The sequence below is a fragment of the Caldovatus sediminis genome (assembly GCF_014644455.1).
GTDB classification, from domain to species: domain Bacteria; phylum Pseudomonadota; class Alphaproteobacteria; order Acetobacterales; family Acetobacteraceae; genus Caldovatus; species Caldovatus sediminis.
Genome location: NZ_BMKS01000025.1, coordinates 1 through 25,058, shown reverse-complemented (window position 1 = coordinate 25,058; position 25,058 = coordinate 1). Strand labels below are relative to the sequence as shown.

General features: G+C 73.9%; 41 protein-coding genes and 1 pseudogene. 18 read left to right on the top strand and 24 right to left on the bottom strand.

Annotated elements, in window-relative coordinates; translation table 11 throughout:
- Positions 1-23 precede the first annotated feature (23 nt).
- Complete coding sequence (locus IEX99_RS21550) at positions 24-560, top strand: hypothetical protein (RefSeq protein ID WP_188904178.1); 537 nt, start codon at positions 24-26, stop codon at positions 558-560.
- Between the two features lie 15 nt (positions 561-575).
- On the opposite strand, the gene IEX99_RS21545 is transcribed toward IEX99_RS21550, so the two are convergent.
- The 12 genes from IEX99_RS21545 to IEX99_RS22620 all read right to left on the bottom strand — a co-directional run bounded on the left by IEX99_RS21545 (position 576) and on the right by IEX99_RS22620 (position 10,209).
- Positions 576-860 (bottom strand): hypothetical protein, encoded by a 285-nt coding sequence (locus IEX99_RS21545; RefSeq protein WP_188904176.1) that lies wholly within the window; start codon positions 858-860, stop codon positions 576-578.
- Between the two features lie 41 nt (positions 861-901).
- A complete protein-coding gene (locus IEX99_RS21540) occupies positions 902-1,531 on the bottom strand; it encodes a hypothetical protein (protein WP_188904174.1) in 630 nt (209 codons plus the stop codon).
- Positions 1,532-1,539: 8 nt separating this feature from the next.
- A complete protein-coding gene (locus IEX99_RS21535; protein WP_188904172.1) occupies positions 1,540-2,709 on the bottom strand; it encodes a hypothetical protein in 1,170 nt (389 codons plus the stop codon).
- Between the two features lie 6 nt (positions 2,710-2,715).
- On the bottom strand, positions 2,716-2,925 hold the full coding sequence (locus IEX99_RS21530) for a hypothetical protein (RefSeq protein ID WP_188904170.1): 210 nt from the start codon (positions 2,923-2,925) through the stop codon (positions 2,716-2,718).
- Positions 2,926-2,940: 15 nt separating this feature from the next.
- Positions 2,941-3,423 (bottom strand): hypothetical protein, encoded by a 483-nt coding sequence (locus IEX99_RS21525; RefSeq protein ID WP_188904168.1) that lies wholly within the window; start codon positions 3,421-3,423, stop codon positions 2,941-2,943.
- Between the two features lie 4 nt (positions 3,424-3,427).
- Positions 3,428-3,739, bottom strand: a complete 312-nt coding sequence (locus tag IEX99_RS21520; protein ID WP_188904166.1) for a head-tail joining protein — start codon at positions 3,737-3,739, stop codon at positions 3,428-3,430.
- A gap of 13 nt (positions 3,740-3,752) precedes the next feature.
- The gene (locus IEX99_RS21515) at positions 3,753-4,094 is read right to left on the bottom strand and encodes a DUF2190 family protein (RefSeq protein ID WP_188904164.1); all 342 of its coding nucleotides are present in this window, start codon (positions 4,092-4,094) and stop codon (positions 3,753-3,755) included.
- Positions 4,095-4,156: 62 nt separating this feature from the next.
- Entirely contained in the window at positions 4,157-6,148 is a 1,992-nt protein-coding gene (locus IEX99_RS21510) for a prohead protease/major capsid protein fusion protein (RefSeq protein ID WP_188904162.1), read from the bottom strand.
- A complete protein-coding gene (locus tag IEX99_RS21505; protein WP_268237532.1) occupies positions 6,148-7,632 on the bottom strand; it encodes a phage portal protein in 1,485 nt (494 codons plus the stop codon). The genes IEX99_RS21510 and IEX99_RS21505 overlap by 1 nt, the downstream gene beginning before the upstream one ends.
- The gene (locus IEX99_RS21500) at positions 7,629-7,862 is read right to left on the bottom strand and encodes a phage head-tail joining protein (RefSeq protein ID WP_188904160.1); all 234 of its coding nucleotides are present in this window, start codon (positions 7,860-7,862) and stop codon (positions 7,629-7,631) included. Before IEX99_RS21500 ends, IEX99_RS21505 begins: the two co-directional genes overlap by 4 nt.
- A 12-nt stretch (positions 7,863-7,874) precedes the next feature.
- Complete coding sequence (locus tag IEX99_RS21495) at positions 7,875-9,698, bottom strand: phage terminase large subunit family protein (RefSeq protein ID WP_229678206.1); 1,824 nt, start codon at positions 9,696-9,698, stop codon at positions 7,875-7,877.
- The gene (locus tag IEX99_RS22620; protein ID WP_229678205.1) at positions 9,652-10,209 is read right to left on the bottom strand and encodes a hypothetical protein; all 558 of its coding nucleotides are present in this window, start codon (positions 10,207-10,209) and stop codon (positions 9,652-9,654) included. Before IEX99_RS22620 ends, IEX99_RS21495 begins: the two co-directional genes overlap by 47 nt.
- Positions 10,210-10,585: 376 nt before the next feature.
- Here IEX99_RS22620 and IEX99_RS21490 point away from each other — a divergent pair, with 376 nt between their 5' ends.
- Positions 10,586-10,990, top strand: a complete 405-nt coding sequence (locus IEX99_RS21490) for a hypothetical protein (RefSeq protein WP_188904156.1) — start codon at positions 10,586-10,588, stop codon at positions 10,988-10,990.
- A 106-nt stretch (positions 10,991-11,096) separates the two neighbouring features.
- Here the strand turns inward: IEX99_RS21490 and IEX99_RS21485 are convergent, their stop codons facing one another.
- The 12 genes from IEX99_RS21485 to IEX99_RS21430 form a co-directional block, all read right to left on the bottom strand.
- On the bottom strand, positions 11,097-11,642 hold the full coding sequence (locus tag IEX99_RS21485; protein ID WP_188904154.1) for a hypothetical protein: 546 nt from the start codon (positions 11,640-11,642) through the stop codon (positions 11,097-11,099).
- 345 nt (positions 11,643-11,987) lie between these two features.
- A complete protein-coding gene (locus IEX99_RS21480) occupies positions 11,988-13,235 on the bottom strand; it encodes a virulence-associated E family protein (protein WP_188904152.1) in 1,248 nt (415 codons plus the stop codon).
- 38 nt (positions 13,236-13,273) lie between these two features.
- Entirely contained in the window at positions 13,274-14,110 is an 837-nt protein-coding gene (locus tag IEX99_RS21475; protein ID WP_188904150.1) for a bifunctional DNA primase/polymerase, read from the bottom strand.
- Positions 14,107-14,325 carry a hypothetical protein gene (locus IEX99_RS21470; RefSeq protein ID WP_188904148.1) on the bottom strand — a complete coding sequence of 73 codons (219 nt, stop codon included), beginning with the start codon at positions 14,323-14,325 and terminating at the stop codon, positions 14,107-14,109. The genes IEX99_RS21475 and IEX99_RS21470 overlap by 4 nt, the downstream gene beginning before the upstream one ends.
- Entirely contained in the window at positions 14,322-14,504 is a 183-nt protein-coding gene (locus IEX99_RS21465) for a hypothetical protein (protein WP_188904147.1), read from the bottom strand. The genes IEX99_RS21470 and IEX99_RS21465 overlap by 4 nt, the downstream gene beginning before the upstream one ends.
- A complete protein-coding gene (locus tag IEX99_RS21460; RefSeq protein WP_188904145.1) occupies positions 14,504-14,995 on the bottom strand; it encodes a hypothetical protein in 492 nt (163 codons plus the stop codon). The genes IEX99_RS21465 and IEX99_RS21460 overlap by 1 nt, the downstream gene beginning before the upstream one ends.
- Positions 14,992-15,201, bottom strand: coding sequence for a hypothetical protein (locus IEX99_RS21455; RefSeq protein ID WP_188904143.1), 210 nt, complete (start codon positions 15,199-15,201; stop codon positions 14,992-14,994). The genes IEX99_RS21460 and IEX99_RS21455 overlap by 4 nt, the downstream gene beginning before the upstream one ends.
- Positions 15,198-15,557: a hypothetical protein gene (locus IEX99_RS21450; protein ID WP_188904141.1), complete on the bottom strand. Its 360-nt coding sequence runs from the start codon at positions 15,555-15,557 to the stop codon at positions 15,198-15,200. The genes IEX99_RS21455 and IEX99_RS21450 overlap by 4 nt, the downstream gene beginning before the upstream one ends.
- The gene (locus tag IEX99_RS21445; RefSeq protein WP_188904139.1) at positions 15,542-16,015 is read right to left on the bottom strand and encodes a VRR-NUC domain-containing protein; all 474 of its coding nucleotides are present in this window, start codon (positions 16,013-16,015) and stop codon (positions 15,542-15,544) included. Before IEX99_RS21445 ends, IEX99_RS21450 begins: the two co-directional genes overlap by 16 nt.
- Positions 16,012-16,383 (bottom strand): hypothetical protein, encoded by a 372-nt coding sequence (locus IEX99_RS21440; RefSeq protein WP_188904136.1) that lies wholly within the window; start codon positions 16,381-16,383, stop codon positions 16,012-16,014. The genes IEX99_RS21445 and IEX99_RS21440 overlap by 4 nt, the downstream gene beginning before the upstream one ends.
- A 291-nt stretch (positions 16,384-16,674) precedes the next feature.
- Positions 16,675-17,073, bottom strand: a complete 399-nt coding sequence (locus tag IEX99_RS21435) for a hypothetical protein (protein WP_188904134.1) — start codon at positions 17,071-17,073, stop codon at positions 16,675-16,677.
- Between the two features lie 273 nt (positions 17,074-17,346).
- The gene (locus tag IEX99_RS21430; RefSeq protein ID WP_229678209.1) at positions 17,347-17,601 is read right to left on the bottom strand and encodes a helix-turn-helix domain-containing protein; all 255 of its coding nucleotides are present in this window, start codon (positions 17,599-17,601) and stop codon (positions 17,347-17,349) included.
- A gap of 30 nt (positions 17,602-17,631) precedes the next feature.
- Between IEX99_RS21430 and IEX99_RS21425 the strand changes: the two genes are divergently transcribed.
- From IEX99_RS21425 to IEX99_RS21360, 16 genes and pseudogenes are all read left to right on the top strand, one after another.
- Positions 17,632-18,393, top strand: coding sequence for an XRE family transcriptional regulator (locus tag IEX99_RS21425; protein WP_308421514.1), 762 nt, complete (start codon positions 17,632-17,634; stop codon positions 18,391-18,393).
- A gap of 124 nt (positions 18,394-18,517) precedes the next feature.
- Entirely contained in the window at positions 18,518-19,351 is an 834-nt protein-coding gene (locus IEX99_RS22615; RefSeq protein ID WP_229678203.1) for a hypothetical protein, read from the top strand.
- A 3-nt stretch (positions 19,352-19,354) separates the two neighbouring features.
- Positions 19,355-19,480: a hypothetical protein gene (locus IEX99_RS22730; RefSeq protein ID WP_268237531.1), complete on the top strand. Its 126-nt coding sequence runs from the start codon at positions 19,355-19,357 to the stop codon at positions 19,478-19,480.
- The gene (locus IEX99_RS21415) at positions 19,480-19,776 is read left to right on the top strand and encodes a hypothetical protein (RefSeq protein ID WP_188904127.1); all 297 of its coding nucleotides are present in this window, start codon (positions 19,480-19,482) and stop codon (positions 19,774-19,776) included. Before IEX99_RS22730 ends, IEX99_RS21415 begins: the two co-directional genes overlap by 1 nt.
- Positions 19,773-19,931: a hypothetical protein gene (locus IEX99_RS21410; protein ID WP_188904124.1), complete on the top strand. Its 159-nt coding sequence runs from the start codon at positions 19,773-19,775 to the stop codon at positions 19,929-19,931. Before IEX99_RS21415 ends, IEX99_RS21410 begins: the two co-directional genes overlap by 4 nt.
- Positions 19,931-20,128 (top strand): hypothetical protein, encoded by a 198-nt coding sequence (locus IEX99_RS21405; RefSeq protein ID WP_188904122.1) that lies wholly within the window; start codon positions 19,931-19,933, stop codon positions 20,126-20,128. Before IEX99_RS21410 ends, IEX99_RS21405 begins: the two co-directional genes overlap by 1 nt.
- The gene (locus tag IEX99_RS21400; protein ID WP_188904120.1) at positions 20,119-20,595 is read left to right on the top strand and encodes a siphovirus Gp157 family protein; all 477 of its coding nucleotides are present in this window, start codon (positions 20,119-20,121) and stop codon (positions 20,593-20,595) included. The genes IEX99_RS21405 and IEX99_RS21400 overlap by 10 nt, the downstream gene beginning before the upstream one ends.
- Positions 20,592-21,563: a phage recombination protein Bet gene (gene bet / locus IEX99_RS21395; protein WP_188904118.1), complete on the top strand. Its 972-nt coding sequence runs from the start codon at positions 20,592-20,594 to the stop codon at positions 21,561-21,563. Before IEX99_RS21400 ends, bet begins: the two co-directional genes overlap by 4 nt.
- Positions 21,560-21,685 (top strand): hypothetical protein, encoded by a 126-nt coding sequence (locus IEX99_RS22725; RefSeq protein ID WP_268237530.1) that lies wholly within the window; start codon positions 21,560-21,562, stop codon positions 21,683-21,685. Before bet ends, IEX99_RS22725 begins: the two co-directional genes overlap by 4 nt.
- Positions 21,678-22,070, top strand: a complete 393-nt coding sequence (locus tag IEX99_RS21390) for a hypothetical protein (RefSeq protein WP_188904116.1) — start codon at positions 21,678-21,680, stop codon at positions 22,068-22,070. Before IEX99_RS22725 ends, IEX99_RS21390 begins: the two co-directional genes overlap by 8 nt.
- On the top strand, positions 22,067-22,411 hold the full coding sequence (locus tag IEX99_RS21385) for a hypothetical protein (protein WP_188904114.1): 345 nt from the start codon (positions 22,067-22,069) through the stop codon (positions 22,409-22,411). The genes IEX99_RS21390 and IEX99_RS21385 overlap by 4 nt, the downstream gene beginning before the upstream one ends.
- Positions 22,408-22,830 carry a hypothetical protein gene (locus tag IEX99_RS21380; protein ID WP_188904112.1) on the top strand — a complete coding sequence of 141 codons (423 nt, stop codon included), beginning with the start codon at positions 22,408-22,410 and terminating at the stop codon, positions 22,828-22,830. Before IEX99_RS21385 ends, IEX99_RS21380 begins: the two co-directional genes overlap by 4 nt.
- A complete protein-coding gene (locus tag IEX99_RS21375) occupies positions 22,823-23,122 on the top strand; it encodes a hypothetical protein (protein ID WP_188904110.1) in 300 nt (99 codons plus the stop codon). Before IEX99_RS21380 ends, IEX99_RS21375 begins: the two co-directional genes overlap by 8 nt.
- Positions 23,123-23,249: 127 nt before the next feature.
- Complete coding sequence (locus tag IEX99_RS21370) at positions 23,250-23,543, top strand: hypothetical protein (protein WP_188904108.1); 294 nt, start codon at positions 23,250-23,252, stop codon at positions 23,541-23,543.
- A 126-nt stretch (positions 23,544-23,669) separates the two neighbouring features.
- Positions 23,670-23,813 (top strand): annotated as a pseudogene (locus IEX99_RS22865) (helix-turn-helix domain-containing protein); the annotation flags it as partial.
- 56 nt (positions 23,814-23,869) lie between these two features.
- On the top strand, positions 23,870-24,946 hold the full coding sequence (locus tag IEX99_RS21360) for a site-specific integrase (protein ID WP_229678202.1): 1,077 nt from the start codon (positions 23,870-23,872) through the stop codon (positions 24,944-24,946).
- Positions 24,947-25,058 lie beyond the last annotated feature (112 nt).

Below are 25,058 nucleotides of genomic sequence, written 5' to 3'. Positions count from 1 at the left end.
CTGCGGCCCTGAAAGGAGACCAGATGCGTCGAGCGTCGGTTGCTGCCGCCGTGTGCGCGGCGCTGGTGGGCTGCGCCGCTCAGCCGTCGCAGTTCGTCCTGCCTTCGCCGCCCGCTGAAGTGCCGCCATGGGAGCGGCAAGCGCATGAGCGCATACGGCGCGAGGAACGCCTCGTGGCCCTCGCCCTCGCCGGCTCGCCCGATCTGCCGACCGCCCTTAGGCGGGCCGCGGAAGAGAACGCCGCCGAGGATGGATTGCCGCCGGCGCCCGGCCCCCGAGCCAGTCGAAGAGAGCGGCAAGCCGCCGACGCCGCGCGCGAGGCCAAGATCCGCGAAGAGGAAGAGCGCCTTCGCCAGCGCGTCCAAACCATGGCGCAAGCCCGCGCCGCTACGGTGCGCGACCAGCAGGCCGCGGCCGTCTGCGCTGCCCGCGCGCAGATGGCCGCCGCCATGTACCCGGACCGCAGCCTGGTCCGCCTCGACGCGATGATCGCCGGCGCCCAGGTCCACCGGGCCTGCGTGGACATGTACCGCGCGACCGGGATGGTGCCGAACTTCTAGCCGAGGACGGCTGAGCTACCCCCGCCGACGCTCCCGCTCGCCCTCGCTCCAGGCGTCGTCCGCCGCGGCGAGGACGTTGAAGGCGTGCATCAGCCACGCCGCCTGGTCGTTGACGCCGCCCGCGTCCGGCAGCGGCCCCAACCCGCCCATCCCGCCGCGGCTCAGGTACCACAGCCGCACCGCGTGCAGCGCCCCCGGCGGGCAGGCGAGCCGCGGGTTGGCCCGCCACTCCATCTCCGGCTGGTCCTCGCCCGCCGCCGGGATCACCCAGCGCCCGCCCCCCGGCGGCCGGGCGCCCACCGCGAAGTCGCGCGGGCTGCGCAGGACGAGCAGCGCAGCCCTCAGGCTTTTCCCTCGACCGCTCCCGGCCGGCGCAGCGCCTCGGCGCGCGCGAGCAGCGCCTCGACGTCGGCGAGCGGCAGCGCCGCCAGCATCTCCTCGCTCGCCGGGCCGTCGCGCTCGCGCCGCCAGTCCGGCAGCCCATCGCCCTCCCACGCCGCCAGCGAGGCGCGCAGCAGCGCCATCCGGGCGCGCCGGTCCGCGCGCGCCAGCGCCGCCCGCTCGGCCACCACCTCCGGGTCGTCGGCCACCGTGGCCTCCGCCAGCGCCCGCCGGCGGGCCGTCCGCAGCACCTCGGCCTGGGCGGCACGCAGCTCGGCACGGTAGCGCGCATGCTCCTCCGGCGGCTCCTGCGGGTGCGGGCGCGTCAGGATGACCGAAGCGGCCACCGTGTCGGCCTCCTCGTGCGCGTCCACCGCCGCGATGTACGCCGCCGCCTCCGCGCCGTGCCGGCGCTCGAGCGCCCGGCGCACGGCCTCGTTGAGCATCGCCGGGCCGCCATGGAAGGCGCCGGCGCGCTCCGCCTCGATCTCCGCCGCCTCGCCGTAGGTGATCGGCCGCAGCACGTATCGCCGCCCGGCGATCTCGACGGCCTCGCGCTGCCGCACGCCGGTGACGTGGGTCTCCGCCATGGGGGGCCTCAGAAGCAGGCCAGGAACATCGTCGCGTCCGGCGTGTCGGGCGCCAGCGCGATCGCGTCCACGCCGAGCTCGCTCCGCTCCTGCGGCTGCAGGTCCACGACCTGCGCCGAGGGGCAGGACAGCGCGAAGCGGTTGCCCGCCACGCTGCCCCACTGCGCCGCGAAGGGCATCGGCGTGCCGGCGCGGAAGGCGCCGGAGCGCGACGGCGTGTTGGTGGCGTGGCTGAACGGGTCGAGGGTGATGCGCGGCGCCGCGCCGGTGATGATCGGCGGGTCGAAGCCCTCGCCGGCCTCGGGGTTCTCCGGGTAGGCGGTGCGCACCGCCATGTCCCAGCTCGCCGTCGCGCACGCCGCCAGCGCCCGGTTGAGCTGTGCCACGCCTCCGGCCCAGCGCGGCGGCTGGCGCGTCAGCGGCGTGTAGTTCGTCGGCAGCGCCACGGCCTCGTTCATCGCGGCGACCATGCCGGTCAGCCGCACCGTCAGCATCGCGTGCCGGCCGGCGGCGAGCGCGACCGACCACGAGCCCTTGCAGCCGAGGATCTTGTGCCGCAGCCCGTCCTCGTAGGCGTAGCAGGTCAGCGACTTCTCCTGCGTCTCGTCGCTGGTCGGCCTGTACAGCACGTTGATCGGGATCTGCAGCAGCGTGCTGGTGTCCAGCGCCGGCGAATACGACTTCGCCAGGGTGACGACGCGACCGGCGGTGTAGTCGAGCACGACGTCGGTGCTGCCCGCGGCGGGGTTGCCGCTCAGCAGGATCGGCATGCCACGGTACTGCTGCGCCGTGGTGCCGAACGGGGTGGCGGCCGTCACCGTCGTCGCCGTGCCGGCGGTCGCCGCGGTCGGGGCGCCGACGGCGGCGGCCGTGACGGTCTCGACCATGCGGCAGGCGAGCAGGAGCTTGCCCCACTCGGGCGCGGTGCCGGCGGCGCCGGAGCCCGTCACCGGCAGGGTGACGGCGATCTCGGCGCGCAGCCCGCCGGGGATCGGCGGCAGGTCGTCGTAGCTGCCGGTGACGACCGGGTTCGGCGTCTGGTCCTGGACGAAGCGGATCTCGGCCTGGCAGGTCACCCAGTCGCCGGGAGCGGGCGTGCCCGAGATGGCGTCCGTGCCCTGGGTCGTCTCGGCCCTGAAGGCGACCATGGACAGGCGCTTGCGGATGGTCGTGGTCATGGCGGATTACTCCCGGTCCTCGGGCGCCGCCCGGCCACGGAAGGGCCGGGCGGCCGCGGGCTGCGACGCCTCGGCGGGCGGGGCGGGCGGCGGCCAGGCCTCGGCGTCGCCGGCCTCGACCAGCCGCCGCGCCTCCTCCTCGGGCAGGTCGAGGCACAGATCGGGGCGGACGGTGCGACCGGCGATCTCGCACGGCCGCAGGGTGCGGACTTGCATGGCGGACGGGTTCCCTCAGGGAGCGGTGGCGACGTAGGGGCCGCCGACCGCGGGCACGCGCAGGTCGAAGCGGATGGCCCAGGTGAAGCCGCCGACGGCGGCGGAAGCGGCGTCGAGCGCCGGCGCATCGGGCTCGAGCGAGACACCAGCGACCATCAGGTCGTCGTCCTCGGCGTAGGCGATCGCCACGCCCAGCAGCGCGGCGGCGCAGCGCGCGTGCAGCTCGTTGAGCGCCGCCTCGAGCGCCGCGTCGGGGTCGTCCGCGCCGTCCGGCGCGGCGACGTAGCCCTCGATCGCGGCCTCGCAGTCGAGGCGGATCGCGCCGAAGGCGTCCGCCGGGTCTTCGCGGTGCCCGCCCATGCGCAGCACCAGGCGCGGGCATTCCTGCTCGGCGACGACGCTGCGGCGGCCGCGCTCCACCGGCACGTCGGGCAGCGCCGCGGCGAGGCGCGCGGCGATGGCGGCGAGCGCCGCCTCGCGGGCCGGGACCGTGGGCACGACGCTACTGCCGCAGCGTCAGGCGCCAGGCGGCGCCGGTCACGTCGAGCTCGGCCGTCTCGACCCGGAACGTCTGGCCGCCGACCGCGAGCGTGGCGCCGCGCGGCGGCCGGTCGTGCACCAGGGCGGTCGGCAGCATCGCCGCGTGGCCGGCGGCGCTCAGCCCGGCCGGGCCGGGCAGCACGTCGCCCTCCTCGCGCGAGAGGACGACGCGCACCTCGACCGGGTCGCTGCCCGGCGGCGTGTAGACCGCGTCGGCGCCGAGCGCGGAGCGGGCGAGGACGACCGCCGCGGCGGAGAATGGATCGTCCGGCACGGCGGCCGCCGCCTCAACGGTCGTCGGTGAGGCGGACGCGGACGGTCGTCGCGGTGCTCGCCTTGGCCGCGACGGCGACGCCGATCCGCATGTTGTCCGTGGCCGTCTTGGTGGCGCGCCTGTTCGTGTCGTCCCAATAGACGACGTCGCCGACCGCGAGGTCCTGGCCGGAGCCGGCGTCCTCGGCGACGAGATCGAACACGCCCTGGGTAACCAGCGCCACCGGCGCGCCGCTCTCGGCGTCCGTTTGCGCGACGCCGAAGAGGGCGCCGACCTTGCAGCCGCCGCCAGAGGTGAGCGCGTAGGGCGCGGCGACCGTCACGCGGACGCCGTCGTGCACGTAGTTTTTCGCCATCGGGGATCTCCCCTCTACGGGTTGCGGGGCAGGACGGGCGGCGCCGCGCCGCCCGTGGGGGATCAGGTCGGGGCGGCGCCGGGGTTGTAGTACGCGCCGCGGAAGTCGATCGCGCCGACCGCGAAATCGTGCACGACATCGAGCACGAGCCCATCCGTACCCGGCACGTAGCCGTGGGCGCGGATCTGCGGCGCCGACTGCCCGTTGACGTAGCCGTACACGTACACCGGCGCCTCGGCCGGGTCCGCGAACAGATACCAGCGGTAGTCCGGGATATTGGCGTCGCTGACCACCGTGTACCGGCCGGAGAACACGTTCACGTTGCCCGCCTGGTCCGGCACGATCGCGGCCGTCGCCCACTGCGCCGCCACGAACTCCATGCCCGGCGAGCACACGAGGTACCGCGGGGTGATGTTCAGCGCGAGGCCGTCAAGCGACCTCTGCCTGCGCATCGCCGCGAAGCCGGCCCCCAGTGTCGTGTGGCTGACCACGCCGCCCTGGGTCGCCTTGTTGGCCCGCGACGCGGCGGTGCCGAACACCGTGGTGTTGCCCTCCGCCAGCGTCGGGCCGTCGCCGTTGGCGAGCCCCATCAGCGCGTAGGCCAACGCGTTCTCCTGGGCGGCGACGCGGCGGCCGATCATGGCGCCGAAATCGGTGAAGGCACCGAGGTCGTCGTCCACCAGCATCTGGCGCGTCACCCGGATCTGCCGGGCATAGGTCTTCGCCCGGACGGCCTCGCGCTTCTCCGAGACGCTCCCGGCGGTGATGTTCCCGCCCTCGGCGAGCTCCTCCAGCGCGGGGAAATCGCCCGCGGTCAGGAACTTGTGCTCCTTGAAGTCGTTGAACGGGCGCTGCGCGAAGAAGGTCTTGAAGCTCGGCGCCGCGGCCCGGTAGCCGGCCTCCAGCATCTTGTTCCCGGCGTTCTCGAGCAGCAGCGGGAAGTCGCTCGTCGAAAGGAACGCGCGCTGGATCAGCTCCGTGCGGTTGCGCGGGCCCACGCGCTCGCCACGTGCCTGCGCCAGCTCGACCAGCATGTCGGTCGGGCGCAGCGAGGCGAACTCGCGGTACCGCTCCGTCGCCGGCCTGAAGCCCGGCATGGTGCGGACCACGATGGCGTCGGCCATCGCGTCGATCAGCGCCGCCGGGTCATCGCCAGAGACGCCCATGCGGGACACTGGGGTCAGCGGCGGCGCCTTCACCCTGGCCCCCTCGGCTACGATCGCCTCGAACAGCGCGGAGCGGAGCTGCTCCGGGGCCCAGCTCTCATCCACCGCGCGCTTCTCCAGCGCCGCGGCGGCGGCGCGGTCGAGGATCGCCGAGGCGGTCTCGGTCACCTCGCGCAGCGCCGCGATGCGGGCGCGCTCCGCCGCACGGGCCTGCTCGACAGCGGCGGCGGTGTCAGCGTGGTTCTGGGCCGGAGAAACCGGCCCCTCGACGACGGGTTCGGCCATTCGGCCCTCCTTCGGATTGGGATCGCCAGGCAGCGCCGCGGTCGCGGACGCCTCGGCCGCGCGCACCTGCGCACTGGCATCGGCCGGGACAGGGACGAGGGAGATCTCCGCCGGCTGCCAGCGCACGGCGCGGCGGACGCGCATGCCGTCGTCGCGCCGAGTCTCCTTCCACTCGGAGACGAAGTAGCCGACGGACACATTGCGGACGATGCCGGCGCGGATGTCGGCGAAGATCGGCTCGACCTCCTCGCGCGCCGAGAATCGGAGCTTGGCTCTGCCCTCTCCCCTCTCGATCCAGGCGCGCTCCACGACGCCGATCACGTCGCCGAGGTCCCAGTCGCGGTGCGTGTTGAGCACCGGCGCGCCGGCGTTGAGGCGCGAGAGGTCGATCGCGCGCTCGCTGATCTCGAGCTCCTCGATCCAGGACTCGCCGGTCAGGAAGTCGCGCCGCATGACCGCCGCGCCGGTAGTCCAGGTGACCTCGACCGTCCGCGCCTCGGCGTCCAGGCTGCGCGGCGCGAAGCGCGCCTCGAGCCGCATCGTCGGGCCGCCGCGCGTCTCAGCCGCCGCGCCGCCGGCGGCGGCCTCATGCGTCTCGCTCATCATGCGTTCTCCGTCCCGGCCTGATCGCGCGGCAGCGCCGCGCCGGTCGCCGCGATCTCGACGGCGGCGTTCTGCGCGGCGTCCTGCGCGCCCCCGGCGCCGGCCGTGCGCCGCGGGTCGATGTCTGAGATGATGCCGGCCTCGTCCATGTCGGCGTTGGCCTGGCGGAACATCTCCACCACCTCGCCCCACTCGTAGCCGAACTGCCCGACCGCCTCCTGCGGCGGCATGAACAGCGACCGCACCTGTGTCTTGAGCGCGAGCGAGTCCTTGAGCGGGTCCACCATCTCGGGCGCCGGCGGGACGTGCGTGACCGCCGGCAGCGTCGGCGGCCACAGGCCCAGCACCGCGCCCGCCGCATGGAACCGACGCGCGACGCGATCCACCAGCAGCGGGATCAGCATCGCGTACTGCACCTGCGCGAGCAGCGAGCGGAACTCGATCTTGCCGGCGCGCAGGCTGGAGTAGTTCGCCTGGGTCAGGTCGCCGGAAACCTGGTCGTAGGTCAGCCCGGTCCCGACCGCCGCGGCCTCGAGCGTGCGCTTCGCGAACCCCTGATGCGCGCCGCCCGAGGTCGGGTTCACCACGTCCACCGTCCCGCCGCCGCGGCGGTAGAGGATCATCCCCGGCTCGAAGGCCTCGACCGCCTGCCCGCGCGCGTCCCTGAGCAGATGCGCGCCCGGCCCGGTCAGCGCCTCCTCGCTGTCGTCGGTCACGATGGCCGCCATGCAGGCCTCGATCTCGGCCTTGCGCAGCAGCGCCGCCTCGTACTGACCGAGATCGCGCAGCGGCCACAGCACCGGCGCGAGCCACGACACGTCCCGCATCTGCCCAGGCCGGCGGCGGCGGAACAGATGGATGATCTCGGCGGCCGGCACCCGCTCCGGCTCGCGCGGGCGGCCGGACAGAGGCCACAGCGAATCATCGTGCGGCAGCAGCCAATACGCCACCGGCGCGCCGGCCGCGTCCGTCTCGATCCCCTGCACCACCCGATTGCCGGCGACCGTGCCAGTGCGAGACCAGTCGAGCCAGTCGCCCTCCATCACCAGCAGCTCGAGGCCGACCGGGTTGGCGGGTGTCGGCCGCACCTGGCGGAACCGGATCAGCGCCTCGCCGCTCTCGACCACGGCCCGCATGGCGAGCGCCTGAATGCCTGGCCAGGACAACACGCGCTCCGCATCGCAGGCAGGCGTCGCCGCCCACCGCGCCCACGCCTCAGCGTGCGGCGACCCCTTCGGCCACCGCGTCGTGATGCCGGTCCCGACGGCGTTGGCGACCCAGAGGTCTACGATGCGTGCCGCATAGGCGTTGTTGCGCACGGCGTCGCGGGCACGCGCCGCGACGGTGAGCGCGGCCGGGCCGGTCGCCAAGTTGGGGCCGCCGCGCGGCGGCCGCCACGGCGGGCGGCCGGCAGGGTCGCGGGCCGCCGCGAAGGCGCTGAGGGCGGCACGGACGGCCGCCAAGGCCCGGCGACGCAGGCTCACCGGAAGCCGTCCCCCACCACGGCGACGGTCACGGCCGGCCGGCGCGGCGCCGCGTTCGCGGCCCCGAACAGCGCCTCCAACGCCGCGGCGATGTCGCGGATCGAGCGGTACTCGACCGTCCGTCCCTCGAAGGTCACGCGCGAGGTCCCGTTCAGGTACGCCGCGGCCAACGCATGGCCGCGCGATCCCGGCGGCTGGGCGAGCGCCCAGGCGAGCACGTCAGGCGTCATGCGATCAGCCCCCTACCAGGCGGCGACAGCGCCGCCGCGCGGGCGGAACACGATCCCGTCGACCGGCGCCGCCGCCGGAGGCGGCGATACCGCCGTCGCAGGCGCGACCGCCTCCGGCGGCACGGGCCGCTGCGCTTCCTCGCGCTCCGCGAGACGCCGCCAGAACGCATCCCCGCCACGATCCGCCCCGAGCAGCGCCAGGGCCGCGCGGGCATAGACCGCCATGTCGAGCTGTTCGTTCCTGTCCCGCAGCTTGCGCCATTCCTGCCGCGCGAAGCCGCGCCGGTCCTTCACGGTCACGAGCTGCTCGGCCACGAGCTGCCGGACCAACTCGGGCTCCATCCACTCCGGCAGATGGACCCACCCGCGCGGTATCGATCCGTCCTCGCCGCGCGACAACCACAGGCGGCGGTAGAGGTCCGCCTTGTAGACCGACACCGCGACCGTCCACAGCCTGAGCCCCCGCCGCAGCTTCCGTCCGCCCTCGGTCACGTCCACATGGGTCGGGCCCGACACCGGCTGCGCGCGCGCCCACCCCTCGACGCCCTTCAGTGGCATGATGCGTGGATCGCGCGACCGCCGCAGATGCGCATACACCGCCGACGTCGCGGTGCCACCCGTGTCTACGCCCACCTTGGCGATGCGCATCGTCTCGCCGCCGGCGCATTCCCAGTCTCGCGCCAGCATCGCGGCCAGCGCGTCCCACGGCTCGGACGATGCCGGCGAACCGGGGAACACATCAGTCTCGACGAGCCAGCTCTCGAACCCAGGCCCCCATCCCCATACCGCGACCTCGATGCGGTCGCCCTGCACGTCCACGCCGGCCGTCAGCACGGACACCCCCGCCGGCACGACGCCGCGCTCCATGCCAGCCTCGCGGCGCTCGAGCAGACGCGCCCAGTCCGGCGCCTCGCCACGCTCCTGCCACGTCTCGCCCAGGGCCGTGTTGACCCAGGCCTTGAACGTCTCCGGCCGGTCCTTGGCCGCGAGGAAGTCCGCCACGGTCTCCGCCAGCCGGCGCCAGGGCGAGCAGAGCTCCGAAATGTGGAACCCGGCCGTGCCGGCGAACGGCGCCTCGGCGCGCCATTCGCCCCGGCGGACCGCCGCCCAACGCTCCGCGTCCGACCAGCCCGCACCGCAGTGCGCGCAGTGGTAGCGCGCCGTCTCCGGACGCCCGTCCGCCCACTGCACCTGCGCCCAGCGCAGCGTTTGCCGCTCGCCGCAGTGCGGGCACGGCACCCAGTAGCGGCGCCGGTCGCTCTGCTCCCACGCGGCCTCGATGCGCGACACGCCGGCGATGGTCGGCGTGCTGCCCATGAGGACCTTCCGGTTCCAGAAGGTCGCCGTGCGCTTCCGGCCCAGCGTGATCGGATCGCCCTCGGTGCCGGCACTCGCCGGGTAGCGATCCACCTCGTCGAACAGCACCACGCGGATCGGCCGCGAGGCCAGCGACGCCGGACTGTTCGCCCCCGCGATCGTCAGATGCCCCCCGGGGAACATCTTGTGCAGCAGCGTGTTGGCGCCATCGCGCGAGCGTGGGTCCGCGACCCTGCCGCGCAGCGCGGGCGAATCGCGGAGCATCGGAGCCAGGCGATCCTTCGACCAGCTTTCGCCCATCTCCACCGTGGGCTGCACGACCAGGAGCGGCGCGGGGTCCTGGTGGATGTGGTACCCCACGACGTTGTTCAGTATCTCCGTCCACCCGATCTGGGCGGACTTCATCACCACCACGGTCTCGACGTCGGGGTCGGAGACCGCATCCATGATGCCGCGCTGGTACTCCGCGCGGTCAGTCCGCCACCGCCCGGGCTCGGCGCTGGCCTCTGCGCTGAGCACGCGGAAACGGTCCGCCCATTCGCTCACCGTCAGCCGCGGAGGCGGCGCCCAGACCGCCAACGCCTCCGTCACCGCCTCCGCCATCAGCGGGCCGGTCGGGAGCGGCAGGTACAGCGCGGGTAGCGGCGAGCTCGCCGCAGCACTCATGCACCAGGTCCGTCAACTTGTCGCGAACCACCGCCGGGCTCGTCTCCCCCAGCAGCAGAGGGGCCGCCTTCGCCGGCAGGCTCAGCAGACGGGCACGGGCGTGGGCGAACGCCACCTGCATGCCGGCGACCACGTCCTGCCGCGGGACCAGCTCGCCGCGGGTGACCGCGTTCTTCATCTCCTGCGCGTCGGCCTGCTCCTTCGCGAGCCGCGCGCGCTCGGCATTCAGGTCCAGATCGTCGGGAGAGGCGCCGCGCTGCCGGGCCGCCAGCGCCTCAATGCCCGCCCGCAGGATCGGCCTCAGCGCAATGCCGCCATCCGGGTGTGCCGGCAGCCGCCCGTCCGCCTTGCGGCCGCTGATCACGCGCTCCGAGACGCCAACGGCGCGCGCCAGCTGCCCGGCGGTCGCCACCTCCGGGAGCGGAGGAGATGCCACCTTTGGCATGATTATTGCCTAGCGATATGCCGCGCCTTTGCCCACCGCATTTGCCGCCGGCGCGGAAGGACCCGCTGTTGCGCCGCGACGCGGTGCGCGACGCACTGCGATGGGAGGATTGCGACGACAAAACGGCGCCCGAATAACCCGGTGCAGGCGCCCCCAAAATCGCCCCCAAAATCGCCCCCAAAATAGAATGCAGGACGGGGATTTCAGGGCAGTTTTTCGGGGGCGTCGGCTGCATTAAACCAGGGGCCATCGCAACCGCGCGCCACGGCGCGCAAGTGATGGAGGCTCTCAATCCATGGCGGCCATTCCCGACAATCCCGACGCGCTGCTGACGCGCGAGCAAACGGCCGCGGCGCTGACTGCGGCCGGCTATCCGGTGGCGACCAAGACCCTCGCCACCAAGGCGACGCGCGGCGGCGGTCCGCCCTACAGCCTGTTTTGCGGCCGGGCGCTGTATCGCTGGCAAGACGCGCTCGACTGGGCGCGCACCCGGACGACGCCCCCCCGGCGCAGGGACGGAGTGTTTGTCCCCGGTGTGTCCCCACCGCAACGACAAGGGCTGCACGCGATGGCCGTCCCCCGGCGTGACCTGCTCGGCGGCTGGCGGGCATGGCGGGCGGCCGAGGCGGCGTCCTCCGACCCCCCTCCGCCCGGGCCGGACGGCGGGGAGGTGGGGCGGCGGGGCGGCGGCCCCCAATGAAAAACACCCGGAGCCTCGCGGCCCGGGCGCCAGACACACTCCCGCGGGGATTTCAATACCTCTCCACCGCCCCCATTGCAAGGGGCGATCGACAGGTGCTGCCTGGTTATTCCGCTGGCCCCTCCCACTCCGGATCGCGCCATGCGTAGTCGCGGGGGATCCGCATGGCGTCGGCCATGGCGTCGAGCGCCGCCTGCGCGGTCGCGAGGTAGCGGACGCCGGGGTGGGTGCCCTCCATGAGGGCGATGAGGACGGCCTGGTGGGCGGCGCTGAGCTGGCGGAGAGTGCGATGCCAGCGGTCCCACGGGGTGGGCTGGTCAGCGTCCTCCGCCTGTGAGGCCGGCGGTGGGATCTGCCGCCCCGGGGCATCGGCGTAGGGCGGGCTCATGGATGGCTGGACGCCGGCGGCCACGTACAGCCTGAGCAGCGCCAGCGCGGCGGCGTACTGGCGGTCCGTGATCTGGGCCGCCCGGTGCATGCGGTCGACGAGGTGGGCGTCGAGGTAGCGGACGGCCTCGGCGCGCTCACGGCCGATGCCACGCTCGCCTGTGGCGACCTGGACGCGGATGCGGGGCCGGCTGGACATGGCGGGGCCGTCTGCGCCGAGATCGGCGGCGGCGGTCTCCATGCCCTGGCGGCGCTTGTGGCTCATCGTGCAGCCTCAGCGATGGCCCGTGGAGGAACGGCGCCATCGGCCACGGCAGGCGCCGCGGGGTGATGGTTCACCACCACCACCACCACTCCTTCCCTCTAACCCCCCCCACACCCCCTTTCTCTCTACTCTTTTCCTATAGAGGTGAGGTGGTATAGGTGGTGAGAGGCTAGGTGATAGGCCGGTTTCGCGCCTCACCACCTCACGCCTCCGCACCGCCCTGAGGTGGTGAGGATGGCGAAAATCCTCACCACCCCCCAATTCCTCACCACCTCGGCCCGGCATTCTCACCACCTCGGCCGGCATTTCCTCACCACCTCTGTCCATGGCGTGGCCGCGAGCGCGTCATGGCGGCTCGGGCTCCCGGATCCAGATCCGGATCGCCCGCCCATCCCGCCATCGGTATGCCCGCACATATCCCTCGGCGCGGAGGATGGAGGCGATGCGCATCTCCTCGCGCTTGCCCTGCCGCTCGGCGGGCACGCCGATGGCGTCGAGCAGGGCCCGGCTGTTGGGCGGGACGCCCTCGGCGAGCTTCGCGCGGATGCGCTCGGCCCAGATGTCCTCGGCCATCCTGGCCTGCTGCTGGCGCGAGGCCGCCATGCGGGTGTCGTCGTCGTCGAGCCAGATGGTCTCCCCGGCGGCCTCGCGGGCGGCGGCCTCGGCCCAGAGCTGCTCGCGGTGGTCGGCGACCCAGGCGGCGTCGGCGTGACGGCAGGCGACGGGCCAGATGCGGCGGTTGCCGGAGCTGTCCCGCAGATAGTCGGTGGCGTTGGTCGTGCCGACGAACACGCACTGCCGAGGGCGTTCGACGTAGCTCTTGCCGTAGGGCGGCCGGTAGCGGTCCACCTGGCGGGAGAGGAACGACTTGATGGTCTCGACCTCAGCCCGGATCAGGTGCTCGATCTCGGCGAACTCGAGCCCCCAGACGCCGCAGAGGGCCATGGCGGCGTCCTTGCTGCCGAGGTCGGCCGGCACCGCATCGGAGAACCAATGGGCCCCGAACAGGGCGCGGCAGGCGCTGGACTTGCCGATGCCCTGGGCGCCCTCGAGGACGAGGAGGGCGTCGAACTTGCAGCCGGGGTGGCGGACGCGGCGGACGGCGGCGACCAGGAACTTGGCGCCGGCCGCGCGGTGGTAGTCGTCGTCTGGCGCGCCGAATGCGCGGCGGAGCCAGTCGTCGAGGCGCGGCGTGCCGTCCCATCGGAGGGAGGCGAGCCAGTCGCGGACCGGGTGGTATCGGCGGCGGGCGGCCTCGGCCAGCATGGCCTGCTCGGTGGTCTCGCGGCCGAATCGGTGCGCCCAGACGCGCTGGAGGTGGGCTTGGACCAGGGCCACGTCCTCCGCCTGCCAGGTCCGCGGATAGGGCCCTGCGGCCGGCGGATCGCCCTCATGTGCTGGCGGAGGCGGGCGGAGGAGGAGGTGCTGGCCGGCGAATTCGTCGTAGCCGAGCATGCCCTCGAGGATCGGGTCGAGCGCGAGGATCAGCAGCGCGTTGGCGAGGGTCGGGAGCACGCGCCGCTGGTCGTCGCGGGCGAGCGCCAGCAGCAGGCGCGGGGTGCCGGCCGCGCCGGAGGATGGGGCGTCGTCCACGGCCGCGTCGATCCTGTCGCCAAGGGGCCGCTGGTGGTTCATGCGCGCGCCTCAAGGGGGCTGGACGCGCCGGCGCGGAGGCCGGATCGGATGGTCGCGCGCGCCTCGGCGTCGTCGAGGCCGGCGCGGCGGGCGGCGGCGTAGAGGGCGGAGGCGGCCTCGGTCTCGCCGAGCAGGCCGGCGCCGAGCCAGCGGCCGACCACGAACGCCTCGCGGTTGAGGGTGGCGTTGCGGGTGCCTGCCGGGGCGTCGAGCACGCGGCAGACGGCGCGGTCGAGGCGACGGAGGGCGCGGTCGGTGGTGGCGATGATCGGCGCGGCCGGGGCTGGCGGAGGCGGCGGGGGCGCGCAGGCGCGGAGGAGCCAGTCGGGCGCCGGGGGCGGCGGGAGTTCCCACGGGGCGACGATCCAGCGGTAGGGTCGGCCGGTGCGGCGATGGCGCGATGGCGGCACGGTGGTGACGACGCGCGGGCCGCGCACGTCGAGGCCCGGCTCGGGCCATCCGGTGCGGCTGCGCGCGGGGGCGTGGGCTGTCCAGGCGAAGAACAGGGCGAGGCCGCCGCCGCCGGAGCGGAGCATGGGGCGGGGCGGGATCGGGCCGTGGCGCTCGACCAGCGCGCGGAGGGCGGCGATGCCGTCCGCGGCGTGGTCCGGCGAGGGCACGTCCACGTCGAGCGCCCAGACGCCGGAGCCGGGGCCGGTGGCGACGGCCCAGTTCGCGCCGGGGTGGTCGCGGTGCCAGCGGGCCAGAGTGGCGAGGTCGTGCGAGGCGTCGAGGCGATAGCCCTTCCAGAGGCCGGCGCGGGATCGCCTGGCCTGCGGGACGAGGTGCCAGCCGAGGCGGGCGAGGCGTTCGAGGTCGGTGGGGAGGGTCATGCCACGCGCCTCGGCCAGAGCTCGCGATGGAGGCGGAGCAGCGCGCCGGCCTGCGCCCAGGTGATGCGCTCGACCGGGCCGTTATAGGCTCGGATGGCGAGCAGGAGCGCGTCGCGGTTGGCGCGCTGGTCGGACGTGCAGCAGATGTCCCAGGCGCACTCCCAGGCGCGGCGCTGGATCTGGTAGGGCACGGGGACGATCTGCTCGAGCGTCACGGCATTCGTCCGTAGAGCAGGCACTCGCCGAGGCGCTGCATCTCGCGCTCGACGTCGGCGGGATCGGCGAGGGCGCGCCATCGCTCCCACGCGGCGAGGAACTGGCGGAGCTCCTCGCGCATCTCGCTGTAGCGGTCGCGCTCGGCGCGGCGGGCGGCAGGGGCGGCGGGGTCGAGCATCAGCGCGGCTCCGCGCGGGAGACCAGGACGAGCTCGGAGGCGCGCCCGAGCGGGATGGCGAGCGCCGCGGCGATCTCGCGCGCGGATTTGCCGGCGCGCGCCATCTCGCGCGCCTCCTCCTCGACCGCGCGCTCGCTGTCGGCGGGCGCGACGGGCCTGGCCGCTCGCGCCGCATTCAGCGCCCGCATGCGCTGGCGCGCGGCCTCGCGCTGCTCGGGGGACCAGCGACGCCGCCCGCGCGGAGTCTCAGCCGGAGGGGCCGGCGCGGTCTGCTGCGCCCGCGCCAATGCCGAGAGGCCGCGCATGCGCTCGGCCTGCGCCGCGCGCTGCTCGGGCGTCCAACGCCGCTGGCCCGGGCGCCGCCCGCCCTGCTCCGGCTCAAGCACGCCGGCGAGCATGGCCACGGCGGTGCGCAGGATCGCGCGCGCGACCCGTTCCTCCTCCGGGATCTGCGCGGCGATGGATTCGAGGATGCGGAGCGTGTCGGTCATCGGCTGATGCGGCCGGCGAGGAGGAACAGGGCGCCGGCGATGGCGCCGATGGTAAGGGCGGCGAGCAGCAGCGCCGCGGCGGGCATGGCGAGGGCGAGGGCGCAGGAGATGCGCCAGCGCGGCGGCGGAGGCGGCGCGACGATGAGGGCGTGCTGATCGGGGCGCGCGCCGCCGCCCTCGATGACGCGCAGCGGCGGGCGGCTCATCGGCCGATCTCCCGCGCCAGCGCCTCGAAGGCGTCGGCGACGCGGCTGAGCCGCTCGGCGCGGCGGTCGAACTGCTCCGCGATGGTCGCGACGTCCGCGTATTCGGCGGCGCGCTCGCGGTGACCGGCGGCGGTCTGGCGCAGATGCGAGACGACGTGAGGGCGGTCGCCCGGATCCAGCGCGGCGGCGAAGGCGCTGAGGGCGGCGAGGATGCGGGCGCGGTCCTCATGCTCGGCGGCATAGGCGGCGTCGCCGTGCCGGCCGCCGGCGGCGAGTGCGCGGCAGAGGCGCGCCTGTTCGAGCTCGGAGACGCGCCAGCGGTCGAGCATGGCGATGGCGCTCATGGCGTCGGGCATCGGCTCGTCCTCCGCGTTGGCACGCCGGCGGCCAGGAGCGCGGCCTCGGCGGTCTCGATGGAGTCGCACACGATGACGGTGTGGCCGAGCGCGCGGGTGCGGTCGTGCATGTCGCGCTGCGTCGGCGACAGGCGGCCCTTGGGGGCCTTGAACTCGAACCAGACCGCGCGCCCGCTCGGCAGCAGCGCCACGGCATCGAAGAAACCCGGCAGCATGCCGCTGGCCTTGAGCGCCGCGCCGAACCGCGCCCGCTGCTCGGCCGTGCGGCCCATGCCGCGGCGCTCCGTGTTGATCGCGGCGACGATGCTGCCGGGCGGCAGCGCGAGGCGCAGGAACCGGATCACGCTGCGCTGCACGTCGCGCTCTGGATGGCCGCGCTTCGGCGGCGTGGCGTGCGGCAGCCACTCGCGCGGGTCCGCGAGCGAGGCCGGCTCGGCGCCGGAGGCGACGCCGGTCATGCGCGCACCCTCGCTCCGATGACGCGGAACTCGCCGTCGTCCTCCGCGCGGCGCCGGCACGGATCGCACAGGCGATGGTGCGGGCCCTCGCTGTGGAAGGATGCGCGGCAGCGCAGGCAGGCGCGCATCCGTCCTGCCGCCCCCCGCCGCGTCTTCGGATGCTCCGCCGCCGCGGTGACCCAGGAGTCGTCGGGCGCGGCGATGACGCGACGCGGCCCGTCGCTGCGGAGGGCGATGAGGCCGAGCGCGCGCGCGTGCCGGACCAATATCTGCGCGACGTTGCGCTCGCAGCCGAGATCGGCGGCGAGGTCGGCGTTGGAGGGGCAGGGGCGGCCGGCGAGCGCGGCCGCGCGGATGAGCTCGATCATACGTCGGATGCGCTCCCTCGTCAGGGGCGAAAGAGGCCCCGGCGCCGGGCGATCCGGCGCCGGGGGAGTTTCGCCGATGGAGGAGAGAGCGACCGCGCGGGAGGACACGCAGCCTCCCGCGCTGCTGGCGGGATTGCCAGCCTCGGTGGCCGCCTCGCGGGCGGCGCATTCGATCGTGCCGCCCGCGGGTGTGGGCCCGGCGGGCGGGACTGGGCGTGGCGCGGCGCTCATGCGCGCCCCCTCAACCGACGCCAGCGGTGGGTCCACCGCTCGGCGAGTTCGGCGTGACGCTCAGCGCGCCACGCATGGAATTCCTTCAGCGCCCGAGCGAGCGCCGCCCCCAATCGTCGGATCATCGTCCCCCCGGATGGCAGCGAGGCGGGCGCGCACGGCGGCCAACCTCGCGAGCGTGCGCTGCTCCTCCTGCGCCAGAATCTCGGCCTCGCGGGCGCGGAGCTGCTCCGCCTCCCAGGCAGTGACGCTGCGGACCTCGCCGGCGAGGTAGGCGCGCACCCGGCGCGCGGTGATGCCGAGCTGGCGCGCGGCCATGTGCCATGCGTGCTTGAGCCCCCGGTCCCGGTGGGGCTCGACGGCGCGGGCGACGATGCCGCGCAGCTCGGCGATGGTCAGCTCAGCCGTGGCACTCATGGCCACGCCCTTGGCACACTGTGCCAAGCCCTTGGCACGCATCCGTGGTCTCCTCCGTCCCGTGGAGAGCGGGACGGTTGGAAACCGGATGGAGGGCCTGGACAGGATCGAGGCGCAGATCGGCGGGCGGGGCTGCCACCCTGTCCGCCGCGCGCAGCGAAGCGGCCTTGGCGCGCAGCGCCCGGAGGTCAGGCGTCATGGCGGCGGCATCCACGCGCAGCGTCACGGTGGATGCCGGCTTCGCGGGCGCTGGCCTCGGCGCGAGCGGCAGCAGCGGCGGGTCGTCCGCCCCGGCGCCGGGGCGATGCTCCGCCATCACGCCGCCTCCGCCGGATCGTTCGCCGCCGCGTGCTGCGGCTGCGGCGCGGCGGCCGGCGTCGGCGTCTGGTAGAAGGCATTGGGCGTCACCGCACCGCCGGTCGCCATGACGATGCGGCGCATCACGTCGGGCTCGGGAATGCGCTCGCCGGCCTCATACCGCTGGACCGTGCGCGCGCTATGCACGCCTAGGCGCTCAGCCATTTCGGCGAGGGACAGTCCGTGAAGCTGGCGGAACTCGCGCAGAGTCATGGTCGCCAATCTGGCCATGATGGCCAGAGCATGTCAAGCCATTATGGCCAACATGAGGGTCGGCCAAGCTTAGCCGCCTTGGCCAGAGACGAAGGTCCGGGAATTGGCCAGTTTCCGGCCGCCATGACAGCCCCCCGCAACAGGATCAAGGAGGTTCGCGAGGCTCGCGGGCTCTCGCTCAACGACCTAGCCGAACGTGTCGGCGCGGATCACACTACGGTGTGGAAGCTCGAGAGGGGCAAACGGCGCCTGACGGCGGAATGGTTGAGCCGATTGAGCAAGGCCCTAGATGTTCCGGCGCCCAGCCTCGTTCCGGACTGGGCGAACCTGCCCACGGCCACGCTCGCAAACGACGTTCCGCCCTTGCCCGAGCGAGAAGACATGCCCCGCGATGTGCCCGTTTACGGCACGGCGCGGGGCGGGCCGGAGGGAACGTTCTTGCTGCAGCGTGGTGAGGCGGTTGATTACGTTAGGCGCCCGCCGGGCATTGCGAAGGCCCGCGACGCTTTCGCCCTCTATGTGGAGGGCGACTCGATGGTTCCGTGGCGGCGGGCGGGTCAGCTCGTGTTCGTCAACCCGCGTCGGCCGGCTGCGGTCGGTGACCATGTGGTAGTAGTGCTTCAGGACGGTGAGGACGGCTCGATGCCGGCGCTGCTGAAGCGGCTGGAACGGCGCACGGCCGAGAAGCTGGTGCTCTCGCAATACAACCCGGAGATCGAAATTGAGATTCCTACCAGCCGCGTCGCGCAGATTTGGCGCGTGATGGAACTGGAGGAGTTGCTTGGCGTCTGATCGCGGGGTGTAACGCCGATCACAAAATCGTGATCGGCCCTTGGCCATTGTGGCCAGACTTTCCGGCTTGAGTGGCTTGGCCAAATAGGCCATGCTGGCCTCCACCCCAGCGAGGGAGGAGGCCATGCCCGATACCGCCGCCGCCGCCGCCGCGCCCACGCTCGATCTCACCAAGCTCGACGCGCTCGGCCCGCTGAAGGCCGGCGCGCACCCCGGCCCGGACGCGGGCGCCTGCGTCATGGAAGCGCTCAGCTACGTCGCCGGCGAGCCCTGGTCGGACAGCCCGGACTGCTGCTGCCCGGTCATCGCCGCGTTCCTGCGCGCCTGGAACGACGGCCTGCCGGATGATGAGCGGGACGCGCTGCTGCGCCCGCTGATCCCCCGCCTGGTCGGCACGCGCGCCACGCCCGCGGTCGAGCGCCGCCGCGCGCTGCTGGCCGCCGACTGGATGGTGCGCGAGCACACGCCCGCGTGGCTGCGGCCCGCCGGCCTGACGGCGCAGGCCGACGCGCTCGCCGGGCTGCCCGAGATCACGGACGTTGCGCAGGTGCCGTCCATCCGCAGCGCGATCGAGGCGGCGCAGCGCGACGCGGCCGCCGCCTGGGACGCCGCCTGGGCCGCCGCCGGGGCCGCCGCCTGGGCCGCCAGGGCCGCCGCCAGGGCCGCCGCCTGGGACGCCGCCAGGGCTGCCGCCAGGGCCGCCGCCTGGGACGCCGCCAGGGTTGCCGCCTGGGTCGCCGCCGGGGACGCCGCCTGGGCCGCCGCCGGGGCCGCCGCCTGGGCCGCCAGGGCCGCCGCCTGGGACGCCGCCAGGGTTGCCGCCAGGGACGCCGCCAGGGCCGCCGCCTGGGACGCCGCCTGGGCCGCCGCCTGGGTCGCCCTGACCCCCACCCGCCTCGCGCAGCAGCAGAGCGCGCTCCGGCTGGTGGCGCGGATGATCGACTGCGCGGAGGGCTGAGCCATGCCCGACACCGCCACCGCCGTCCCGGCGCCGCCGGCCACGCTGCCGTTGCCGGGCTTCCCGCCGGCCCCCGTGCATGACCCGCTGCACGACGCCGAGGTCGAGATCAGCGCGTGGAGGCCGTGATGGACGGCACGATCACGCTGGCGCGCCCCGCGGCGGCCGATGACCGCGCGCACGATGTCTCGCAGCTCGGCGCCGACCGCCGCGCCGCGCTCGCGCAGGCCCGCGCCTGGATCGCGCGGGCGGCTGAGCGCCACGCGGCCGGGGACCGCGCGCGGGCGGCCCGCGCGCTCTACTGGGCCGCGGCCGAGCGCGACCTTGCCGCCCGCTACCGGCGCGCTGCCGCCCTGCGCGCCGCCGGGATGGGCCTGTTCGAGGCCATGCACGCGGCCGGCCTCCATACGGGGGCGGGCCGATGATCGCCGCCATCGCCGCCTCGATCCTCGCCGCGGCGCTGCTCATCGCGCTGCACACCGCGTTCGGGCCGGCGGCGCTGCTGCTCGGCATGGCGGCGCTCGCGCTCATCGGCTGCGCCGCGTTGGCGCTCGCCGACCTAGATGCGGAGGGCGAGTGATGCACATCCACCGCCGCCGCCTCGCCTTCCGCGTCGTCCCACCCCATGCGCAGCCACCACGCAACGGCACGCGGCGGCTCTCCGACGTGGTGGCGGTCGTCTTGGGCGCCGCCCTCGCCTTCTGGATCGGCTGGACGGCCATGCACGCCTGCGGGGCGACGCTCGCGGATCTGCCGCTCATCGAGGCGTGGCGATAAGCAGCCTCGAAGATGCGCTCGAGGCGCTGCGCGCCGTCGCCGCGCGCGCCGCTGGCGCCGACGCGGCGATGCGGGCCATGCAGGCCGCCGCCGCCGACGCGCTGATGGCGCGCGACCCCGAGGAGGCGATGCGCGCGACGCTGCGCCTGATCCTCGCGGCCGAGGATGTCGCCGCGTCCGCGGGCGCGACGGTGCAGGCCGCGCGCGCCGCACTCTGCCGCGCCATCGAGGAGACGGGCGCGCCGGCCGTCGTCGCCGGGAAGCACCTCGCCACCGTCGCCGCCGGGAAGCCCGGCGTGCGGATCACCGATCCGGCGGCGATCCCGGACCGCTTTGTGCGCACCGTGCGCGAGCCCGACAAGGCCAAGATCGCGCGCGCCCTTAAGGCCGGCGAGCCGGTGGCGGGCGCGATGCTGAACAACCCCGCTCCGCACCTCCGCATCCAGACCAGGGAAGCCACACGATGAACCAGATCGCCCCCGTCGCGCCGCGCGACGAAGATGCGCTGATCTCTGTTCTGCAATCGTCCGTGTACCCGGGCGCATCGCCCGACAGCATCCGGCTGGCGCTCAGCTACTGCCGGGCGGCTGGCCTCGACCCGATGCTCAAGCCCGTTCACATCGTCCCGATGTGGGACAGGAACGAGAAGCGGCTGCGGGACACGATCATGCCCGGCATCGGCCTCTACCGCATCCAGGCCGCCCGCTCCGGCGCCTACGCCGGGAAGAGCGAGCCCGAGTTCGGACCGATCGTGACGCTCAAGCTGGGCGGCAGGGAATACCGCGTCCCGGAGTGGTGCAAGGTCACGATCAGACGCGTCGTGGCCGGCCACGTCTGCGAATTCACCGCGAAGGAGTGGTGGATTGAGAATTACGCCACCGCCGGGAAGGACACGGACGAACCGAACGCCATGTGGGCGAAGCGTGCGCGCGGCCAACTCGCGAAGTGCGCGGAGGCGCAGGCCCTGCGCATGGCCTTCCCCGAACTGGTCGGCGCGCAGCCGACCGCCGAGGAGATGGAGGGCAAGGATCTGGCGCCGCTCCCGCCCGCGCGCGGCCCTGTGGTGGAGCACGAGGCGCAGCAGCGCCAGCCGGAGTGGCAGGCCATGCAGTGGCCCGTGTGCGACCGGAACGGCAGGTGTCGGGAGATGGGCGATCCCGATGCGTGGGAGGCCGAGATGCTGCGCCGGATCGAGGTGATCCAGACGAACAGGTCGCTCGATCCAGCGATGAAGCCTGTGCTGATCCGGCAGGTCCGCGACGCCAACCGCGCGGTGGTCGAATGGCTGTGCGAGCGCGGCTATGCCGCGCAGGTCGAGGGCGTGGTGGCCGCATTCCGTGCGGCGCTGGGCGAGGCCGAGCCGGTGAACGGCGCCGGAGACGACGGCATCCCGCCCGGCCTGTTCCAGACGACGCCAAAGGAGGTCTCAGCATGACAACGATCGAGGACTTGGAGCAGGAGGTCGAGCGGCTGATCGAGGCGGCCGGCTGCACACCTGACAACGGGCACCGGTACTGGGCGCTGCGCGACGCCGCGCTGGGAGGCGCGCATGGCTGAATGGGATGGACGGCCGCAGAATCCAGAACGGATGGGGTGGCACTGGCTGCGCTCTGTAGCCGGCGATCTAGCCCTCTGTCCGATGTGGTGGGACGCCTATCGACGGGCATGGCGTCTGAGCACTGGACGCCTGCTGTGGTCCTCTGCGCTGCTCGGCGACAGCTGGCGCTACGTCGGCCCCTGCCTGCCACCGGACGAGATGACCGCCGCGCTGGCCGCCGCCCGGCGCGAGGGCGCGGAGGAGATGCGGACCCGGGCTGCGGCGTTGTGCTTGCGCCGCGCCCATGCGTCCGCGGAGGACGACCTGACGCCGATCGAGGAGGCCGTCCGCGATGAGGCCATCTACTGCGCGCGCGCCATCCGCGCGCTGGAGATCGAGGGATGACGATTTACGCCGAGTTCCCGTGCGGCGCGCGGATCAAGGCGGAGCGCCGGTTCGTCGCCGAGGCCAGGAAGGCCGGCCGCGATACGGTCAAGACGCTGTTCGGCCAGCCGCATGTCAGGGTGGCCGTCTGGTCGCCGCAGCAGACACAGGACCGGCCGCTCAACCCGGATGGCACCCGTGCGCGCTGCCTCTCGTGCCCGATGGATGGGCGCCGGGCACGGGCCTATCGCCGCGAGTTCCGCGCGCTCATCGGCGACTGGCCGACCGATGGCTCGCGCCCCGAGACGGGGATCGTGGTGACGTGCCATGCGCGGGAGATCGAAGTGGGAGACGCGCCATGACGCGAGAGGGACTGATCGAGGCGATGGCGCGGGCAATCGCTGAGAACCCAGCGCCGCCAAATCGCATCCAGGGCTTCCACTACCCGCCGCACTACGTGGTGCGGGACGTGTATCTGCCGCCCGACAAGCAGGAACTCTACCGCGGACCGGACACGGACGAGGCCAGCGTCCAGGCGGCATTGCGGCACGCGCGCGCCATGTTCCCGGCCCGCGCCGCGCTCGCCGCGCTGGAGGCGTATGGCGCGGTGGTGGTGCCGATGGAGCCGACCGACGACATGATTTTCTCGGGCGGCAACGCGGCGCAGTGGCCCAGCATCCGCATGGAAGGGCCGCACCCGGCATCGAAGGCCACAGCAAAGCGCGTTTTTACCGCCATGCTCGCCGCCAGCCCGTTCGAGCCGGAGGCCCGCGATGAGTGACCCGATCCGCGCCGCGCGCGAGGCGGCGGCGAAAGCCTGCATCGAACGGCGCGCCGATTACTACGGCGGCTGCGTCGGAGACCCGCTAGGCCATGACGACGGCGGGGCGTGCGACGACACGCATTGCCCTTGCATGGACGGGGCTCGGATCGACGCATCCGCCGCCATCTCCGCCTTCCTGCGCACTCCCGGCCTTTCGGACGCGCTGCACGCGCTGATGCAGCGGCCGGAGAACGTCGGCCGGCCGTGGACGGAAGTGCTCGCGGAGGCGGTGGAAAGGGGCGATGCCTGACGCGCCGCCGCCCACCCCCTGCACCATTCCGTGCGGCGCTGGGCGAGCAGGAACGGCAGCAGCAGCGGCGGTAGCAGCACCGGCGGCGAGACCGCCATCGACAGCAACGACGGAGGTAACGATAACGATGACATTCCATGCTGACCCTTCTGATCTCAAGGTTGAAGACAACCTGCCGCTGCCCGCCCGGGTGAGGGCGCGGGAGCGGAACGACCGCATCCGGGCGCTGCTCCGCGCCCTGCGGCCCGGGCAGTCGGCCTTCCTTCCCTGCCCGGAGGGGATGAAGCCGACGTGCTGGCGGAGCCGCATCGCCGTCGTCGCAAGCCGCCTGCTCGGCGCCAGGCAGGTGGCGACGGCGCATCGCGAGGAAAACGGCCTGTGCGGCGTGCGCGTGTGGCGGCTCGGAGGCCCCGATGCCTGAACCCGAGAACCCGAGTTTTGACCCCCTGAAAATCGGGTCTGCTGCTGAACGAGCGGCCCCAGGCGGCCACCGGCGCGCGATGACCGCCGCCGATCCCATCGGCGCGCCGGCGGGACAGGACTGAGCATGGACCGCCGCATCCAGATCCGGGAGGCCGCCGCGCTGCTCGGCGTCTCGCCCCGCACGGTGCGGCGCCTGTGCCAGCGCGGCGAGCTCAAGGCCGCCAGGGTGGGCAAGCTCTGGACAACGACCGTGCGACTCGTGCACGAATACCTGAACCGCCCGACCAGCGGCTCCCCGAACACCGGCCCGAAGCGTTCCCCACCGTGCCGTCCACCGCGCGCAACCTGCTCCTCCGCAACGGGGTCTGGTACGCGCGCATCCAGATCAACGGCCGCGACGTCTGGCGAAGCCTACGAACGGCTGATGAGCGCGAGGCTCGCAAGCGGCTCAAGGAGGTCCGCCGCCAGGCCGAGCTCGAGCGCGCGGGCCTGACCCCGCCCCCTCCCCCGCCGCCCGAGGAGATCCGGCTGTGGGAGGACGCGGTGGTGCGCTGGTCGCAGACCCACCTCCCCGGCAAGCGGGACAGCACGGCGAAGCGCTACCTCACCTCGCTCGCCAAGGTCGAGGCGCACCTGAAGGGCCGCCCGCTCGCCGGGATCACGCAGGCCGTGCTCAACGACTACGTGGCCGAGCGGTTGGAGGACGGCGTGACGCCGGCGACCGTGCGGCGCGACCTGACGGCCGTGAGCCTGGTGTGGCGCGCGGCCAAGCGCGCGGGCTGGGTGCGGGGCGAGAACCCGGCGCTCGCCGAGCTCGAGGAGATCAAGGAGCTGCGCGAGCCGATCCGCCCGGTGCGGCTGCGCGACCTCGCCCTGCTGCTGCGCCGCTGCCCCCCCGCCTTCGCCGCCCTGATCCGCTTCCTCGCCCGCACCGGCTGCCGGCAGGAGGAGGGGGCGAGCCTCGAATGGCAGGACGTGGACCTCGCGCGCGGCACCGTCACCTTCGCGCGCACCAAGACCCGCAGCCCGCGGGTGATCCGGCTCTCGCCGCGCACCGTCGCCATGCTGCGTGCCCTTCCGCGGCACCCGCGCCTGACCTATGTGTTCTGGCATCCCGGCGGGAAGCACGGCCCCGACCGGTTCCGGAATGTCGCCTCGAACTTCCGCGAGCTGGTCACTCGCGGGCTGCGGTCCGGGGCGACCGGGGCGGAGGGCGACGGGTTTCGTCGGTGTGGCCCGGCCGCCTTCCGCCCCTTCCGCTGCCACGACCTGCGCCACACCTGGGGCATCCGCGCGCTGCAGCGCGGGATGCCGATCTTCGATGTGTCGCGCCACCTCGGCCACGCGACGGTGCAGACCACCGAGGGCTATGTGCGCTGGTTGCGGCAGGCGCCGGGCTGAGGCGCCCCCTGTGGGCCGATGCAGCCCCCGTAGCAGATCCCGTAGCAGGCCCTGGCAGCGGATCGGACAGCCGTAGCGGAAACCGCCGTCCTGTGGCCATCAAGCCCTTGAT